Consider the following 16,560-nt stretch of genomic DNA (forward strand, 5'->3'; position numbering starts at 1 on the left):
CTGAGGAAAATTCACGTGTTATTGTTGCGCCTGTTGCACCAACAGCGCTGCGGCCGGATCTCCTCTTTGCTCTGCCAGACCACCATTGTTTGCACGACCTCCCCCGAAGGCGGCCGATGTTCGATTTCACCATGCTGCGCCTGCGCCGCACGCCGATTATTTTCGTCGCCCTCGCTGCCCTGTTCGTGATCATGGCCAGCGTGCTGCTGCCGCGCTTCGTCACCGGGCTCGGCATCATCGTGCTTCCGCTGACCCTGCTGGCCTTCATCGGCGTGGCAACGCTGTTCCTCGTGCCGGCGCACATTCTGCCGGCCGTTGCCCTGGTCACCTTTGCACTTATTCCAGCCCGCGTCCTTCCGCAGGACGGCCCGATCGGCGCCCTGCCGCTGACCACCATGATCATCGTCATCTGGGCGGTGCGTCGCCTGCTGCCAGCGAAAGCGGATGCCGGCACAGTAACCCCACCGGCGCCCTTCCGCTCAGCCACCCGCTACTTCGCCCTGCTGTTTTTGGCCTGGACGCTGTTCACTCTCGTGCGTACGACCGACCTGCAGGCGAGTCTCGGCTGGATGATCAGTTTCAGCGCTGCGGTGCTGCTCCCGCTGTGTATCGGCACCAGCACGCGTGAGGCTTATTGGATTCGCCGAACCTGGCTGCTGCTCGGCGCCTGGCTCGGCGCCTACGCGGTCCTCGAAGGGGTTCTGCGATTCAACCCGGTCTGGGGCACCCTGTTCTCACTGCTCGGGCTGACCGATCACCAGCACTGGTCGGTCTATCGGGCCGACGCATCGTTTGGGCATCCGCTCTTCGCCGCCTTGTTCTTTGCGGTTGCGTGCGCCCTCGCCATCGGCGTCTGGCTGCGCGAGAACTCCAAACCAGCCCTCGTTGCGTCGGTATTCAGCGGGCTCGGCCTCGTCGCGACCGTCTCCCGCGGCGCTATCCTCTCGGCGGCCATCGCCATCGGGTTCGCCTACGCTGTGTCACTCGTGCTGCGCGGCGAGAAGCGCTGGGGCAAATTCGTTCTGCTTGCGGTGTTGATGGTCATCGCTGTGATCGGACTGTTCCAGTTCGACGCCTTCACCGCCCGCAACAACTCGGTTGAAGCCGAACTCTCGTCGCAGGCGCGCGACCTCGGCGTCTGGGTGTCACTTCAGGCCGCGAACTTCACCGGCTGGATCGGGTCGGGGCCGGGCACCTCCGGCATCACCGGGCGCCTGTTCAACGAGGTGACCATCGAGAACTCGCTGTTGCAACTGCTGATCAGCATCGGCCTGCCCGGGGTCGCCCTGTTCTTGCTCATGATCGGTTCCGCCATCGCGCACGCATTGTCCCGGCGGGCGGTCGGAGCCGCGGCCGCCCTGGTGGCCTACACGGTGTGCATCGCCGGTTTCAACGCGATCGACGCCCTGCGGCCCATGCACCTGCTGCTGGGATGCCTGCTCATTTTGGCGTTGAATCCGATGCGAACGGATGCCGCTCCCCCGCTCGAGGCCCGCACGGGCCGGGTGAAGGTGCACCCCAAACGGGGGTATGCGCGGCTCTAACGCGCTCGTAGCGCGCACGCTACGCTAAACCGACAGATTCTCAACTTCAGCCGGACTTCACCGGCCCGTAAGGGGTATGGGCGTGATGAATACAGGCACGACACACATCACCGTGTTGCAATCACTGAGCCCGCCCGATGGCACCACCCGGTACGTCAACCAGGTGGTCGAGGGCGCACCGGATGCGGTGACAATGCGTTTCTTCTCCTGGCGCACCGCATTGCTCGGCCGCTACGACGTTCTCCACGTGCACTGGCCTGAGCTGCTCATTCGTGCGCCGCGCCCGCTGAAGGCCCGACTGCGCCGCCTCGCGCTGTACGCGCTGCTGGTGCGAGCGCGGCTGCAGCACATTCCTATTGTGCGCACCATGCACAACCTGACCCCACACGAAGCCGGCCATGGCGCCGAGACCCGTGCCCTCGACGCGCTCGACGCCCGCACGGCCCTCGTCATTCGTCTGAACCCGACCACACCGGTCCAGCCCGAATCGCGGGCGGTCACCATTTTGCACGGACACTACCGTGACCGTTTCAGCGGCATGCCGCTGCCAGTGTCGGCGAGCGGGCGCATCCTCTATTTTGGGCTCATTCGCCCGTACAAGGGCGTCGAAACCCTGTTGCGGGTTTTTCGGGCGCTGCCGAGCCGTGACCTGACGCTGCGCATTGTGGGTCGGCCGTCGAGCGGCCTCGGCGAGATCATCACCGCCGAGGCCGCGCAGGATGAACGCATCAGCTCGGTGCTGCGCTTCGTCTCCGACGAGGAACTGGTGGTCGAGGTCGGCGGGGCCGAGCTGGTCGTGCTGCCGTACCGCGAAATGCACAATTCGGGTGTGCTGCTCGTGACGCTCTCGCTTGATCGACCGGCACTGGTCCCCTCGACACCGTCGAACCAGGCCCTGGCCGCCGAGGTCGGGCCCGACTGGATCTACCTCTACGACGGCGAGCTCACCCCCGAGATTCTGCAGGACACCCTCGAACGGATGCGCGCGGCAGGTTCCCGCCCGCGCCCGCGGCTCGACGATCGAGACTGGAAGACCCTCGGCCAGCAGAGTTATCGCACCTACCTGAGGGCCCTGGAACTGGCCCGGCGGAGCATCCATTGACCGCGACCCTGCCACCCGAAACACCGGAAACACCGGAAACGCCCGCGAAACCCGCCTCAACGGCCGGCCTCGGTCGCACCGCCGGGCGCGGCGCGTCGACCACCCTGGTTGGCCAGCTTATTCGCATCGGCGTTCAGCTCGGCGGCATCGTCGTGCTCGGCCGCCTGCTCGACCCGAGCGACTATGGGCTGGTCGCGTCGGTCGCCGCGATTATCGGCGTCGGCGAGGTGCTGCGCAACTTCGGGTTGTCGTCGGCCGCCATTCAGGTGCGCGACCTGAGCCGGCACCAGAAAGACAACCTGTTCTGGATCAACAGCCTGATCGGGCTGGCACTCATGCTGCTCGCGGTGCTGTGCAGCCCGCTGATTGCTACCCTGTACGGCGACGACCGGCTCGTGCTGCTCACCCAGGTGCTCGCCGGAACGTTTCTGCTCAACGGCCTCGCCACCCAGTTTCGTGCGGATCTGAACCGCAACTTTCATTTCAAGGCCCTCGCCGGGTCGGAGATCGGCGCGCAGGTCGGCGGGCTCGGCATCGGCATCGTGATGGCACTGAACGGTTTCGGCTATTGGGCCCTCGCCGGGCAGCAGATCAGTCAGGGCATTCTGACCATCATCATTCTGGTTCCAATCACCCGCTGGTTTCCCGGCTGGTATCACCGCGCGGCGCCCATGCGTCACCTGATCGTGTTCGGGTCGAACCTCGCTGGCACGCAGCTGCTCGGCTACGCCAGCCGCAACACCGACACGATCGTGATCGGTGCGACGCTCGGCGCCGGCCCACTCGGACTCTACAACCGGGCATTCCAGCTGCTGCTGCTGCCGCTGAACCAGATCAACGGACCGTCCACCCGGGTGGCCCTGCCGGTTCTGGCCCGGCTGCAAGACGACCCGCCCAAGTACGACCGGTTCATTCTGCTCGGGCAGACCATCATGCTGCACGCCGTCACCATCGTGCTCGCCTTCTCCTGCGCCCAGGCGCTGCCCATCATCAGCATCGCGCTCGGCAGCAACTGGCTGGGCTCCGCCCCGATTTTTCAGATTCTCGCCATTGCCGGGTTCTTCGAAGCGGCCGCCTACGCGACCTACTGGGTGTTCCTGTCGAAGGGTGCCACCAAGCAGAACCTGTACTTCGCCCTGTGCACCCGCCCTCTGCTCGTCGGGTTCGTGCTGCTCGGCTCCCTCTGGGGCGTCTACGGCGTTGCCGCCGGATACTCGCTCGGCGTCGCCCTGATCTGGCCGATCGGCCTGTGGTGGATCAGCCGGGTCACAAACGCCCCGGCGCGCGCCATGTTCCTCGCCGGAGTACGTGCCATTCTCGGCTACGGTTTCGCGACCGGAGTGAGCTGGGGTGCGGTGCAGTGGATTCCCCTCGAGCTGCCGTTCGCGCGCGTCGCCCTCGGCGGGGTCGCCCTGCTCGCGGCGATCGGCCTGGTCATGTTGGTCTGGCCGATCTTTCGCCGCGATGTGCGCTCGATCACCCAGGCGCGCAGTTTTCTGCGCTCCGCTAAATCGCCAAAGACCGGCAGCCCGACCGCCGACCAATTGGCGCCAGCCCGCCCGTCCACCGCAAACCGCAAAGCCGGCCGCATCTGGCTGCGCATCATCCGGCGGCTGGACCGGGTGCTGCAGGGGTACGCAGCGGCATCCGCTCTGCCGTACCTGCGCGATCGCACGGCGCTGAACCGAGCCATCGGCCGACTGCGCCCCTTCGATGCGCAGATTGAGCGGTGGCACGTACTGGTCGCCCCACCGGGTGAGGGCAATATCGGCGATCAGGCCATGGTCGAGGCTTTTCTGGAGAACGTGTCGGGCCCGGTTCAGGTTCTGGTGCGTCGGCCGGCCGACGTGCTGATTCCGCCGCATCATGCCTGGCGGGCTGAGCTCCTGCCCATTCCGCACCTGATCTACGGTACTGCACGGGTGCACCGGCAGGCCATGGCGGCGCTGGCCCCCGTGCTCAATGGCGCCCTGTCTCTGACCGTGGTCGGTGCCGACATCATGGACGGCGCCTACAGCGTACGCGCCTCCGCGCGGCGAGCGGATGTTGCCAGCCTCGCGCGCAGCGTCGGTGTCGACGCTCGCATCCTCGGTTTCAGCTGGAACGGCCGCGCCAATGTGGGGGTGCGCCGCTCGCTCGCCCGGGCCGGCCGGCTGGGCACCCGGCTGCAACTGCGCGACCCGATTTCGAGCGCCCGCGCCCGCACCGATCACTTCGCCAACGTGGTCGATGTCGCCGATTGCGTGTTCGCGGCCCGGACCAGCTCCGCGCGCGCCGCCACGGAATATCTCGGGGCCACGCCGGCGCCCTACGCCGTCGTAAATGCCAGCGCGCTGGTCGGGCGCAGTTTCGACCAGACCACGGAGTACGCCCGAATCGTGACCGCGCTGCTGCAGGCGGGGCTCCGGGTGGTGCTGCTGCCACACGTCGTACGCACCAGCGGCGACGACGCGGTCGCCTGCCGGGCCGTGTTCGACCGCCTGAACGGAGCTGATGGAGTCGTTCTGGTGAACCGGCTACTCGCCCCGGCCGAGGTGCGCGGGCTGTGCGCCGGCGCCGAGATAGTACTGACCGGTCGCATGCACCTCGCGGTGCAGGCCATTTTTAGCGCGGTACCGGCGGTTGCGCTGTCGACCCAGGGTAAGGTCGCCGGCCTGATGCGGCTCTTCGACACCCAGGAACTCTGCGTTGAGCCGGGCGTCGGCCTGGCCGAGCGCATGATTCCGGTCGCCCTCGGGGTGCTGGCTGATCGGCAGCGCTATTGCGACCGTCTGGCCCAGCGCCTTCCCGAGGTGCAGGGCCTGGCCGCCCGCAACTTCGCTGCCCTGCCGAGCCTCGCGCCGTCCCGTCCCGAAGCTTCGCACCTGAGCGCCAAGCACCCGACTTCCCACAGACAAGGTTCAGCATGACAACCTCTTCGCAGACCCCTCCCGACTACGCGCGCGGGCATCCCGCGCTTCGGCGCATCCTCTTCGTGATTCCCTCCCTGCACGGTGGCGGGGCGGAATTCGTCGCCCGCACCTGGATGGGCTGGCTCGCCGACCAGGACTACCAGGTGAGCGTCGTGCTCACCGCCGCAGAGGTGAAGCCGGGGTACCTGCCCGACGGGGTTGAAGCATTCTCCCTCTCTGGCCAGCACGGGCACGTGCAGAAGGCCGCCGCCCTACGCCGCCGCCTGCTCGACTGGCAGCCCGACGTGGCGATCTCCCTGCAGGCGCACCCCAACCTGGTGCTGCTGACCGCGGCTCGACTGATGCCGGCGCGCCTGCGCCCCCGTGTGCTCGTGAGCGAACGCAACCTGGTGTCGCTCGGACTGCCCGGATCAGATCTTGCCCACCGGGTGAAGATCTGGTTCGCCAAGCGCCTGTATCGGTGGGCGGACCACGTGATCGCCATCTCGCATCCGGTCGCCGCCGAAATGATCGCCGCCTTTGGGGTGCGCGGCGACCGCATCACGGTCGTTGCCAACCCGGCAACGGCGAAACTGCGCGGAACCCCGCGCGGGCAGGGCACGACCACCGCGCACGCGCAGGTCGGTGGTGATGAGGCGGGCAGTGTCGAGGCGGGGGGCGTCGACACGATCGTGACGCGATCAAAACGCCGCCCCGGATCGGCTAACGGCATTCAGATCGTGTTGGCCTGCCGCTTAGTATCGCAGAAGCGTCCGCTGCTCGCGATCGCGGCCGCCGCCGAGCTGGCCCGCCGCGGCGTGCCCGTTGAGGTCGTCTCGTTCGGCGGCGGTCCGCTGCTGGAAGACGTGCAGGCAGCAGCCAGGCAGGGGAACGTGGTCTTCCAGCACCGCGGCTGGGTCGAGAACTGGTTCGACCACTTCGGCGACAACGCCGTGGCCCTGCTGACGTCGAGTCGCGAGGGTTTCGGCAACGTGCTGGTCGAGGCGGCTGCGGCCGGGTATCCCTCGGTCGCCGTCTCGGGGGCGCTCGGCGTAGCGGATGCGATTGTGCCCGGCATCACCGGCGAGCTCGCGCTGTCCGCGCATCCGGTGGACCTCGCCGATGCCATACTGCGGGCGGCCGAGCTGCCGCTGGACAACATCGAACCGTGGCTGGCCCGCTTCTCGGAGGAGGCGAGCGGTTCCGACCTGGAACGGGTACTGCTGCGGGTGGTGGAGCGCGCATGAGAATCTTTGCCTCGGCGATGGGCCAGATCGACAATGTCGGCGACACGGTATTGCGGCGGGCCTTTCTGGATGCGCTGCGGGGCGCCGGCGAACTGCAGGTGTTCGTCGGCGCCCGGTCGGATGCCTATCTGAGCGGGCTCGGCCTGCACAACCAGGATCGGGTGTACCGCACGAGCGCCGAGTGGCGACGCGAGATTTCGCGGTCGACGCTGCGGGAGGCATCCGTTTATGCCTTTAACGCCGGGGAAATGGAGCTGCAACGCGCCTACGCGTTGCGTTACCTGCGCCTGGCTCCGCACCTCGCGCTCAACCGGTTGCGCGGCGGGCATGCCGTGCACGCCGGGTTCGGGGTGCGGCAGAAGACCGGCTGGCGCATACCGGTGGCGGCGACGCTGCGCCTGTGTGATCTGGTGGCCTGGCGCGACGCGTACAGCCTGGGTGCGATGGGGCTCGGCCGCATCGCACCCGACTGGGCCTTCGCCACGGGGGCGACGGATGCGCACCTGCTCGCATCGACGCCTGACCGCCCGCTTCTCGCCGTCTCGGTGCGCTACAACGGGCGGCGCCCCGACGAGGCCTGGCTACGCGCCCTTCGGAATCTGGCCGACACCCTCGGCCTCGAGATCGTGGCGGTATCGCAGATCGAACGAGACGGCCCTCTCGCCGAAGAACTCGCCGCGTCGCTCGGCGGTACCGCGTTGGTCTGGGACGGTCCAGACCATGCCGAGCAGGAAGTGAAGCTGCGCGCGGTGTACCAGCGGTCGTTGCTCGTGGTGACCGACCGGCTGCACGCCGCCGTGATCGGGCTGACCGAGGGCGCGCTGCCGCTCGTGATCGCCGACGCCGGCCCGTCGAAGGCGGCCCGCACCCTCGACGCGGTCGGCATCAAGGGCGCCACGATCGGCTGGTCGCTGCCCGACTCGACCGCAATGGAACGTCGCGCTCGCGACGTGATCAGCCGCCGGGAGCCTATTCTGCGCCACGTTGTGGAAGCGCGCGCCTCCCTGCGCGAGCTGAGCAGTTCGATTCGAAAGCTCACGGCGTGACCATGTCTCCGGTCGTGAGCGTCATCGTTCCGGCGTACAACGCCGCCGAATTTCTCGGCGGCGCGATCGACCGGCTGCTCGGCCAGACTCTGGCCGAGATCGAGGTCATCGTGGTCGACGACGGGTCAACGGATGCGACGGCCGTGATCGGTGCGCGGGCGGCCGCCGCACACGCATCCGTTCACTACTTTCGGCTGGAACAGAACGGCGGGGTCGCCCGTGCCAGGGCCCGCGCGGTGGCGGAGAGTCGGGGCGAGTTCCTCTGGTTCGTCGATTGTGACGACGACTGGGCTCTGTCGGCGCTCGAGAAGCTCGTGGCGGCGGCTCGGTCGACCGGTGCCGACGTGGTCGTCTGCGGTGCAGAGTATGTCTACCCAGGCCAGCGGCGCCGACTAACCGCGCCATTTCTGGCCGATCCAATCACCGGGGCAGCCGCGTTCAGCCTGCTGCTCGACGGCGAACTCACCGGGCACCTGTGGAACAAACTGTTCCGACGCTCCCTCGCCGGTGAGATCGAGTTCACCCCGGCCCGGGTTCACTCCGACCTGGCCATGGTTGCCCAGCTGATCGCCGCGGCCGATCGAGTGGCCTTCATCGACGATGTGCTCTATTTCTATGTCGTGCGCGGTGGGTCGATCATCCGCTCTGGGTCACGCCGAGCCGAATCGTTGCTGCTGGTGGAACAGGCCGTCACCAACGCGGCGATCACCCTCGATACGCGCATCATCGGCTCGAACTCCTACGGATACTTTCGGCTGCGTTACGTGCTCCTGTCCGGGCTGAAAGACGCTCTGACCGGCCCTTACGATGCCGAGGAACGCGACGAGATCGTCGCTGAGCTGCGCTCCCGCCTGACCTGGCGTCTCGTGCTGCTCACCGCGCGTCGCGGGGATTGGAAGCGCCTGGCGCTGGCCGGTACGGCCAAGCTGAGCGTGCCCCTACACCGTCGCCTGCTGCGCCTGGCTGCCGAGCAGGGTGCTGCCTAGATTGGGTCGTGAGCGTAGGCATCCGTTGTGGCCAGGAATTTTGTCACGCCGGATTGGTCATTATGGGCACTTTCACAGCTAAGTGAAACGGATTCGACTTTGCCGCTCGGTAGGCTCGGATGCATAGTTCAATCCGAATAGTCCCTACGCTGTCGGGCTTCGAACGCTGAATACGCACCATGCACCGACCGGGCCCGCATCCGCCCCAAGCACCTGTCAGAACGACACACTGCTGCAGAACACGCGGGATCACGACACCTGTCCGGCTCGATGAGGTCGACGAACCGACCTCGGGCGACACCCACGCCTGCACGCGTGCGACAGCTGCATCCGCTTATTCGAACCGACCCCAATGGTTTGAGCAGGCACAGCATCCGCGCAGCACCGCGCACCCGCTGTGCATTCGCGACCCGACTCTCCGGAGGACTCCACCGTGCCATTTTTCCGCAAACCCTGTGTATCACTTATCAGCACACCCCCTACCCACCGAACTCCTGCACGCCCGGCCGCTATCGCCGCAGCCGCATTCCTCGCCATCACGATGGCGGTTCTCGCCCCCCTGACCATTCCCGGTCCCGGCGGCGCGGCGTCTGCGGCCGCGTCCCGTACCGTGATCGACAGCTCTTCGTCAAAAATCAACTACACCGGCACCTGGCGCAGTACGCGCAGTGCCGCCGACCGCGGCGGATCCGTACGGTTTCAGTTCAGCGCCGGCAGCGCTTCGATGACCTTCACCGGATCCAGCGTCGCCTTCATCACGCGCACAACGAAGAGCTCAGGAAAGAGCACGGTCTCGATCGACGGCACAGCCGTAGCCACGGTGAATGGCTATTCCGCAACCACCGTGCACAAAAAGACCGCCTTCAGCACGACCAGTTTGTCCAGTGGCACCCACACCATCAAGATCAGTCGTACCGGCAAGAAAGACGCGCGTTCGAGCGGCACCAACAGCATCGTCGACGCCTTCGTCGTGAACGCCGCGACCGGCACCGCACCGGCTCCGGCCCCCGCGCCGGCACCCGCCTCGTCGCCCTCCGTGCACCGCTACGCGGACTGCCCCGCTGCGACGACCACGGTGGGCACGGCCGACGAACTCATGGCCGCCGTCGACCGCGCCGGCCCGGGCACCGTCATCAGGATGACCCCCGGCACTTACCGCGGCCAGATCGACATGCACGCCAACGGAACCGCCGCCAACCCGATCTGGGTCTGCGGCCCGCGCGACGCCGTGATCGACGTCGGCAGCGTTCAGGACAATCACGGCATCCAGATCAAGAACTCCTCCAACCTGGTGATCGCCGGTATGACCGTAACCAACAGCCTCAAGGGCATCAGCGTGATCAGCGGTACGAACGTGACAATCGCCGACACCCGCGTCGACCATATCGGCTACGAGGGCATCCATCTGCGCGCCTTCACCACCGACAGCACGGTGGTGGGCAACACCATCACGAACACCGGCAAACGCGACGCGTCCTATGGCGAGGGTATCTACATCGGCTCCTCGGAGAACAATTGGTGCGAGCAGACCAAGTGCGGTCCTGACACTACGGATGGCACCCGCGTGCTCGGTAACCGGATCAGCCTCACCGGGGCCCAGCCGATCGAGGTCAAGGAGGGCACCTCGGACGGCATCATTCGCGATAATGTCATCGACGGCGCCAACGCCATGAGCAATGCTGAGGAGTGGGTCAAGGTCAAGGGCAACGACTGGACGATCGACGGCAATCAGGGCGCCAACAGCCCGCTGCACGGCTTCGCGGTCAACGGAAGTGTCGCCGGCTGGGGCCTGCGCAACACCTTCACCGACAACTCGGGTGCCGTGAACGCCGGAGGGTACGCCTTCTTCATCCACGAAAAGGGCAGCAAGGGTTCCAGCCACACCGACCTGTCGTGCGCGAACTCGGTCACCCGCGCCACCGAGGGATTCTCCAACCTCGCCTGCACCCGGTAGCCGCACCACGTGGAAGGCCCCCAGCACGCTGTCTCAGCGGGCTGGGGGCCATGGCATTTAACGAGCGCCGAGTGCAGCTGCGAAGGTCCCATTTTTCGGGATCGACAAAAACTCAACGGTTTCAAGTTCACTCTAGGCACTTTCACAGGAACGACGGATGCCGAGCCATGCCGACCGCGCGCGCCCACCCTAAAGACGCCGCACAGCTATCGAGGGCATAGCCCACAATGGGCAATAGCACTGGTCAGGGCGAATTCGTCGAGAACATCTCAGTTTTGCGGTCTCAGTGACTTATCAATGCCGCGGGCGCGGGCCCGCGTACTCGGGCGCGAAGAGCCACTGAGACTTAACCGATTTGTGCCCACAAACCCATTTGCACACGGGTAATGCGCAGCACTTCAGACGCTAATTGACGAAGTGAGACCGGCAGCACGACCGCCGGGCATCACGACGATCATGTGCGTCGGGACCCGTCGGGTTCACGGACGTAGCCAACTGTCCATGAACATCCGGAAGGTCCTACCATGTTGTTCCCCCGCTTCAACCGGCACGCCAGCCTTGCGGCCGTAGCCATCGCCGCGCTGGTTCCCCTCACCGCCATCATTCCCGTGGCGGCAGCCTCCGCCGCAACGGCGCCCGCGGGCACCTCGGTAATCGACAGCACCTCCGGCCAGATCAAATACTCGGGCACCTGGCGCACCACCGGCTCGCCCTCCGACAACGGCGCTTCCGTGAAGTTCGCCTCGGCCACGTCGAGTGCCTCGCTTACCTTCACCGGGTCGACCGTGGCCTACATCACCCGCCTGACGAGCAGTTCGGGCACGAGCACCGTCGCGATCGACGGCAAGAACGTCGCTACCGTCAACGGCTATTCGGCAACGACCAAATACCAGCAAAGCCTGTTCAGCACCTCGAACCTCTCGAGCGGAACGCACACCATCACGGTCAGCCGCACCGGCCAGAAGGACGCCCGCTCCAGCGGAACCAGCAGCATCATCGACGCCTTCGTCACCCTGACTCCGGTCAGCGCGACCACACCGACCCCCGCACCGACACCGGCGCCCGTCGCTGCGGCCCCCGTCGCCACGACGGCCCCGGTTGAGGCTCCGACCGGCTCGACCACGTTCGACGGCGCCTCAGCGGCGGTCAAGTACGCCGGCTCCTGGCGCACCTCGGGTTCGTCGAGCGACTCGGGCGGAGGAGTGCAGTTCACCACGTCGGCCGGAAACGCCTCCTTCACCTTTCAGGGCACCAGCGTGGCCTTCATTACGCGACTGACCAGCAGCTCCGGCACGAGCAACATCGCCATCGACGGCCAGACCGTCGCCACGGTCAACGGCTACTCGGCCACCACCGCCTACAAGCAGAACGCGTACAGCACGACGAGCCTGTCGGCCGGCACGCACACCATCACCGTGACTCGCACCGGCCAGAAGGATGCCCGCTCCACAGGCACGAGCGCCATCGTCGACGCGTTCATCGTATCGGCCGTGCCGAGCACCGCGCCGAGCACCGCACCGATCAGCACCCACCGTTACACCGACTGCCCCGCCGCCACCGTCAACGTGGCTAACGCCAGGGAGCTCATGGCCTCTGTCGCGCAGGCGCAGCCCGGAACGGTCATCAAGATGGCACCCGGCACCTACAACGAGCAGATCAACATGACCGTGAACGGCACCGCCTCCAACCCGATCTGGGTCTGCGGACCTCGAAACGCCGTCATCAACGTCGGCAGCATTCAGGACAACCACGGCATTCAGATCACCAACTCGTCTAACCTCGTGATCGCCGGTATGACCGTCACCAACAGCCTCAAGGGCATCAGCGTCATCCGCAGCAGCAACATCACAATCGCTGACACGCTGGTGGACAACATCGGCTATGAGGGCATCCACCTGCGCGCCTTCACCACCGACAGCACGGTCGTCGGCAACACCATCAAGAACACCGGCAAGCGCGACCCGTTCTACGGTGAGGGCATCTACATCGGCACCTCCGACGCCAACTGGTGCGCCCAGACCAGCTGCCAGCCCGACCGCACCGACCGCACCCTGCTCATGGCCAATAACATCAGCCTCACCGGCGCCCAGCCAATCGAGGTCAAGGAAGGCACCTCAAACGGCATCATTCGCGACAACGTGATCGACGGCGCCAGCGCCATGCCGCGCGCCGAGGAATGGGTCAAGGTCAAGGGCAACGACTGGAGCATCTACAACAACACGGGCAAGAACAGCACCGTGCACGGCTTCGCGGTGAACGGGAGTGTCGCCGGCTGGGGCCTGCGTAACAGCTTCTACGGCAACACTGCACCCGTCGGCGCCGCCGGCTACGGCTTCTTCATTCACGAGCAGGGCAGCAAGGGTGCCAGCGGTACCAAGGTCTACTGCTCGAACACCGTCACGGCTGCAGGCTCGGGCTTCTCGAACCAGGCCTGTATTTCATAGCAACTCCGTCTGATCGACGGTCGAGCGCAGCCCTCCAGCTGCGCTCGACCAGCGGAAAGACAGCGGCCGCCGAATAGGTGCTCTCAAAGGCGGATCTGGCCAGATCCGCCTTTTTGGCGCGCCAGGCATCATCCGCTATCGCCTGCCGCAGCGCCGTCTCGAGCGAGTCGGCGTCGCCGGGGTCGACGATGACTCCCACACCGTTCGCGAGCACCGCCGGCACACCGCCGACCCGGGTCGCAACGACACAGTTGTTGCGGGCCATGGCTTCGAGAATGAACATGGGCATCGCCTCATCGCGAGAGGGCAACACCGCGATCGACGAGCGCTCCAGCAATTTCATCAGTGCCTCATGGCTGAGCGCCCCCACGAATTCGCCACGGGTGAGCGGCACCGCCGGCTGGTCTCTGATCGGGCCGGCAATAACAAGTCGCCACAGCGGATGCTCCGGCGCAAGCCGCTGCCACGCCGCCGCGAGCACATCGACGCCCTTGCGTTTACTGACCGCCCCGCCGAACACGACGAGCGGTTCGATCTCGCGGTGCACACCGTCGGCAACAGCGTTCGGCACCAGAACAACCCGCTCCCCCGGCACGAATTCCGCGGCCGCAGTGCGAGACTCGGACGAGAGGGTGAGCACAACGTCGGCCGCGCGCAGGACGCGCCCGACCAGGCCGGGGCGTTTTGCGGCGAAATCGGCGAACGAACTACCGTGCAGCTGGGCCACCGTGGCGAACCCACGCGCGTGGGCGAGGGCGACCAACGCGCCTTCGCGGGCGAAGGACCCACCCTGCGACAGGTGCGCGACAACCACGGTGCGTTCCGGGTCAGCCAGCCGCAGCACCTTCCAGAAAGCGGATGCCGCCAGCAGTGCCGCCCGCACCCCGCCACTGCCGTCGCGCGAAGAAATCATGCGCAGGTCGAAGTCGGCGAATGAATGCGCCAGGTAGCCGTTGATGACCTGACTCATGCCGCCGGCGACCTCGCCGCTGCGCCCGATGTGCACGGCGAGCAGCCGTACGGTCGGTGCGGATGGGGCGGGTGAGACGGGTGAGACGGCAACCGGAGTCGAATCCGGGATGGCCACTGGTGCGCGAGCAACGGAGGGCGTCGTGATGGGCGGCGGCACGATGGTGATCGGTTCGGTCTCAACCAGCTCGGTCTCGTTCGGCTGCCTGTCGTCGTTCGCTTCGGCGCGGCTCACCGCACGCTCTCGGTCGTCAGCACCTGGTCGAGCAGGCGGCGCACGGTCTGCAACTCTTGTTGCGCCTCGGCCAGTCCGGCCAGGATGGCCGTTCGGCGGCCGAGCAGGTTCTGCAGCCGTCCCGCAATCTCATCGGCCGACAATCCGGCGCTGGCGATACTCACGTCGTGCAGTCCGGCGGCAGCGAAGTGACGAGCGATCTTGTCTGAATATGCCGCGCCTGAATTAGCCGCGTCTGAATTGGCGCTGACCAGCAGCGCAGCCGGAACCGCCCCCTCGGTGAGGGCGCCGACGAGCACGTGCAAACGATCGCTCACGGCGAGTGCCGCGCGTCGATACAGGGCGCGCAGTCGCTGTTCCTGCTCGTCGTGCCCGGTGCCGTTCCAGCGCAGCGCCTGGCCACCCAGGTCGGTTGCCAGCTGGCCGCACTTGTCGTCATCGCGCAGCACCTGGGTGACGCACCAAATCTCGAGGCCATTGTCGGCCGCGACGGCGCGCACCCCGGCGAGCCACGCAAGGCTCGGGTAGTCGAGATCGGAGCGCATCGACACGACGAGCACGTCGCGCCCCTGCTCCTCCGGCGCGTCACGCGTTTGGTTCGACCCAACGCTGGCAAAGGCCAGATCGGGCATGATGCTGCCCTGCCGCAGATACCCGGCCGTGGCCGCATCCCGCCACAACGACACGTTCGAGAGCGCGATCGAGGGCCCCATCAGGGCACGGGGAAGCGGCGCGAAGTTGCGGCTGCCGACCCCGACCCGGGCGACGCGGCCGTGCCGGGCGCGAACGAGAGCGAGCACCGGCAGCATAGCGAGGTGTTCCTTCATACCGATCAGGGTGAGTTGGATCTCGCCCGGCTTGAACACGTAAGAAGCCCGTCCGTGCGCCGCACTCGCGAGCGCCGCCAGGTACCAGCGGCGAAACGAACGGTACTGCACGTCGTCCGGCCCGAGGCCGAGGCCGTCAGCGTACCCGTCGGGGGCTTCGCCGACATAGACGTGCAGCGGGCCGCTCGCGCGGAGCCAGTCGAGCAACTGACGACGCAGCAGAATATCGCCGATATTGTCGTATTGCCCGCGGGCCGGCACGAAGATGTTGCGCAGCATCCGCTGCTTCGCCGCTGGTTGCCTCATCGGTCGCTGGGCAGGGGAATACGCACCCCGGTGTCGATAGCGCGGCCGGCAGCAAAGCGGATGACGTCGGCCGTTAGCTCCGGCGCGTCAACGGCCCTGGCGACCCCGAGGTATTCGGCGAGCTCGGCGATCTGCATCTGATGGTCGTCGACGTGTTCACCGCGGTGCTTGCGGCGGGTCACGAGCACCGGATAAATGCCCATCTCAAGCAGGCCCATGAAGGTGCCGACTCCGGCGTGGGTGATAACGACGTCAGACGTCAGAGCAGCGTCGATGAACTGCGCGGTCGGCATCATCTGGTAGACCCGACCCGGAAGATCGGTGCGGTCGGTGGTGAAACCAAGCTGCCAAACGGTGCGCTCATCGGCCAGGCCAGTCGCGAGCACGGCGTCGACGAGGGAGTCAAAACGGTAGCCCTCGATCGTGCCGAGGGTGACGAACAGGGTGGGGCGTTCCGGCGCGGGACGAACCAACGAATGGTAGGTGGAGAGCACGCTCGGGTGGGTTTGCCAGCGGTTGGATGCCCACGCTGGGTGCTGGGTGCGCACGCTGACCAGGTGGCTGGCGGCGAGCATCCGCCCGCTGAGCGATGGGCCCTCCACGCGGGACACACTCTCGATGTACAGGCTCGGCACGCCGCTGATCGCGGCCTGCGGAAGCGCGGCGACGGCGAGGCCGGCACCTGTGCTCACGGCGCCCTCAAAGGCTTCGTGCTTGAGCACGCGGCGTACGATGCCGGCCGCCCGCATCATGCCGAGGTAGTCCCTTGGGCGCACGTACGGCACGTGGATACGGCGTTGGCCGGCCAGCAAGGAGCGACTCTGTACGGAATCAAAGGTGACCCAGAGCGAACTGGGTGAGGCGCCGAGGCCAGGAGCCAGCCGCACCAGCTGGGCCAGATGCCCGCCGGTGGAGGCGACGAGCAGAAGCTTCCGTTGCGTGGGGGGCAACGGATCTATCGGGTAAGACGAGTGCACAGACACTGAGGCTCCCTTCGGGTAAAGCCTTG

At 66.6% G+C, this 16,560-nt stretch carries 11 protein-coding genes; 8 read left to right on the forward strand and 3 right to left on the reverse strand.

Annotated features, from left to right (window positions below; translation table 11 throughout):
• The first annotated feature begins 116 nt into the window (after positions 1-116).
• The 8 genes from QMK31_RS08090 to QMK31_RS08125 all read left to right on the forward strand — a co-directional run bounded on the left by QMK31_RS08090 (position 117) and on the right by QMK31_RS08125 (position 13,214).
• Positions 117-1,544 (forward strand): O-antigen ligase family protein, encoded by a 1,428-nt coding sequence (locus tag QMK31_RS08090; protein ID WP_283500441.1) that lies wholly within the window; start codon positions 117-119, stop codon positions 1,542-1,544.
• Positions 1,545-1,629: 85 nt separating this feature from the next.
• Complete coding sequence (locus tag QMK31_RS08095) at positions 1,630-2,646, forward strand: glycosyltransferase family protein (RefSeq protein WP_283500442.1); 1,017 nt, start codon at positions 1,630-1,632, stop codon at positions 2,644-2,646.
• Positions 2,643-5,555: an oligosaccharide flippase family protein gene (locus QMK31_RS08100; RefSeq protein ID WP_283500443.1), complete on the forward strand. Its 2,913-nt coding sequence runs from the start codon at positions 2,643-2,645 to the stop codon at positions 5,553-5,555. The genes QMK31_RS08095 and QMK31_RS08100 overlap by 4 nt, the downstream gene beginning before the upstream one ends.
• Positions 5,552-6,784, forward strand: coding sequence for a glycosyltransferase (locus tag QMK31_RS08105; protein ID WP_283500444.1), 1,233 nt, complete (start codon positions 5,552-5,554; stop codon positions 6,782-6,784). The genes QMK31_RS08100 and QMK31_RS08105 overlap by 4 nt, the downstream gene beginning before the upstream one ends.
• Positions 6,781-7,830: a polysaccharide pyruvyl transferase family protein gene (locus tag QMK31_RS08110; protein ID WP_283500445.1), complete on the forward strand. Its 1,050-nt coding sequence runs from the start codon at positions 6,781-6,783 to the stop codon at positions 7,828-7,830. The genes QMK31_RS08105 and QMK31_RS08110 overlap by 4 nt, the downstream gene beginning before the upstream one ends.
• Before the next feature lie 2 nt (positions 7,831-7,832).
• Positions 7,833-8,816: a glycosyltransferase family 2 protein gene (locus QMK31_RS08115; protein ID WP_283500651.1), complete on the forward strand. Its 984-nt coding sequence runs from the start codon at positions 7,833-7,835 to the stop codon at positions 8,814-8,816.
• Positions 8,817-9,357: 541 nt separating this feature from the next.
• Positions 9,358-10,770, forward strand: coding sequence for a right-handed parallel beta-helix repeat-containing protein (locus QMK31_RS08120; RefSeq protein ID WP_283500446.1), 1,413 nt, complete (start codon positions 9,358-9,360; stop codon positions 10,768-10,770).
• A gap of 524 nt (positions 10,771-11,294) precedes the next feature.
• Positions 11,295-13,214, forward strand: a complete 1,920-nt coding sequence (locus QMK31_RS08125) for a right-handed parallel beta-helix repeat-containing protein (protein ID WP_283500447.1) — start codon at positions 11,295-11,297, stop codon at positions 13,212-13,214.
• Here the strand turns inward: QMK31_RS08125 and QMK31_RS08130 are convergent.
• Genes QMK31_RS08130 through QMK31_RS08140 form a run of 3 tightly spaced genes read right to left on the reverse strand, consistent with a single transcriptional unit; the run spans position 13,168 to position 16,534 of the window.
• Positions 13,168-14,418, reverse strand: coding sequence for a glycosyltransferase (locus QMK31_RS08130; RefSeq protein ID WP_283500448.1), 1,251 nt, complete (start codon positions 14,416-14,418; stop codon positions 13,168-13,170). The two genes, QMK31_RS08125 and QMK31_RS08130, sit on opposite strands and share 47 nt — an antisense overlap.
• Positions 14,415-15,551: a hypothetical protein gene (locus tag QMK31_RS08135; protein WP_283500449.1), complete on the reverse strand. Its 1,137-nt coding sequence runs from the start codon at positions 15,549-15,551 to the stop codon at positions 14,415-14,417. The genes QMK31_RS08130 and QMK31_RS08135 overlap by 4 nt, the downstream gene beginning before the upstream one ends.
• Positions 15,548-16,534, reverse strand: coding sequence for a glycosyltransferase (locus QMK31_RS08140; protein ID WP_283500450.1), 987 nt, complete (start codon positions 16,532-16,534; stop codon positions 15,548-15,550). Before QMK31_RS08140 ends, QMK31_RS08135 begins: the two co-directional genes overlap by 4 nt.
• Positions 16,535-16,560: the final 26 nt, after the last annotated feature.

The sequence above is a fragment of the Cryobacterium sp. PH31-O1 genome (assembly GCF_030063455.1).
Taxonomy (GTDB): Bacteria; Actinomycetota; Actinomycetes; order Actinomycetales; family Microbacteriaceae; genus Cryobacterium.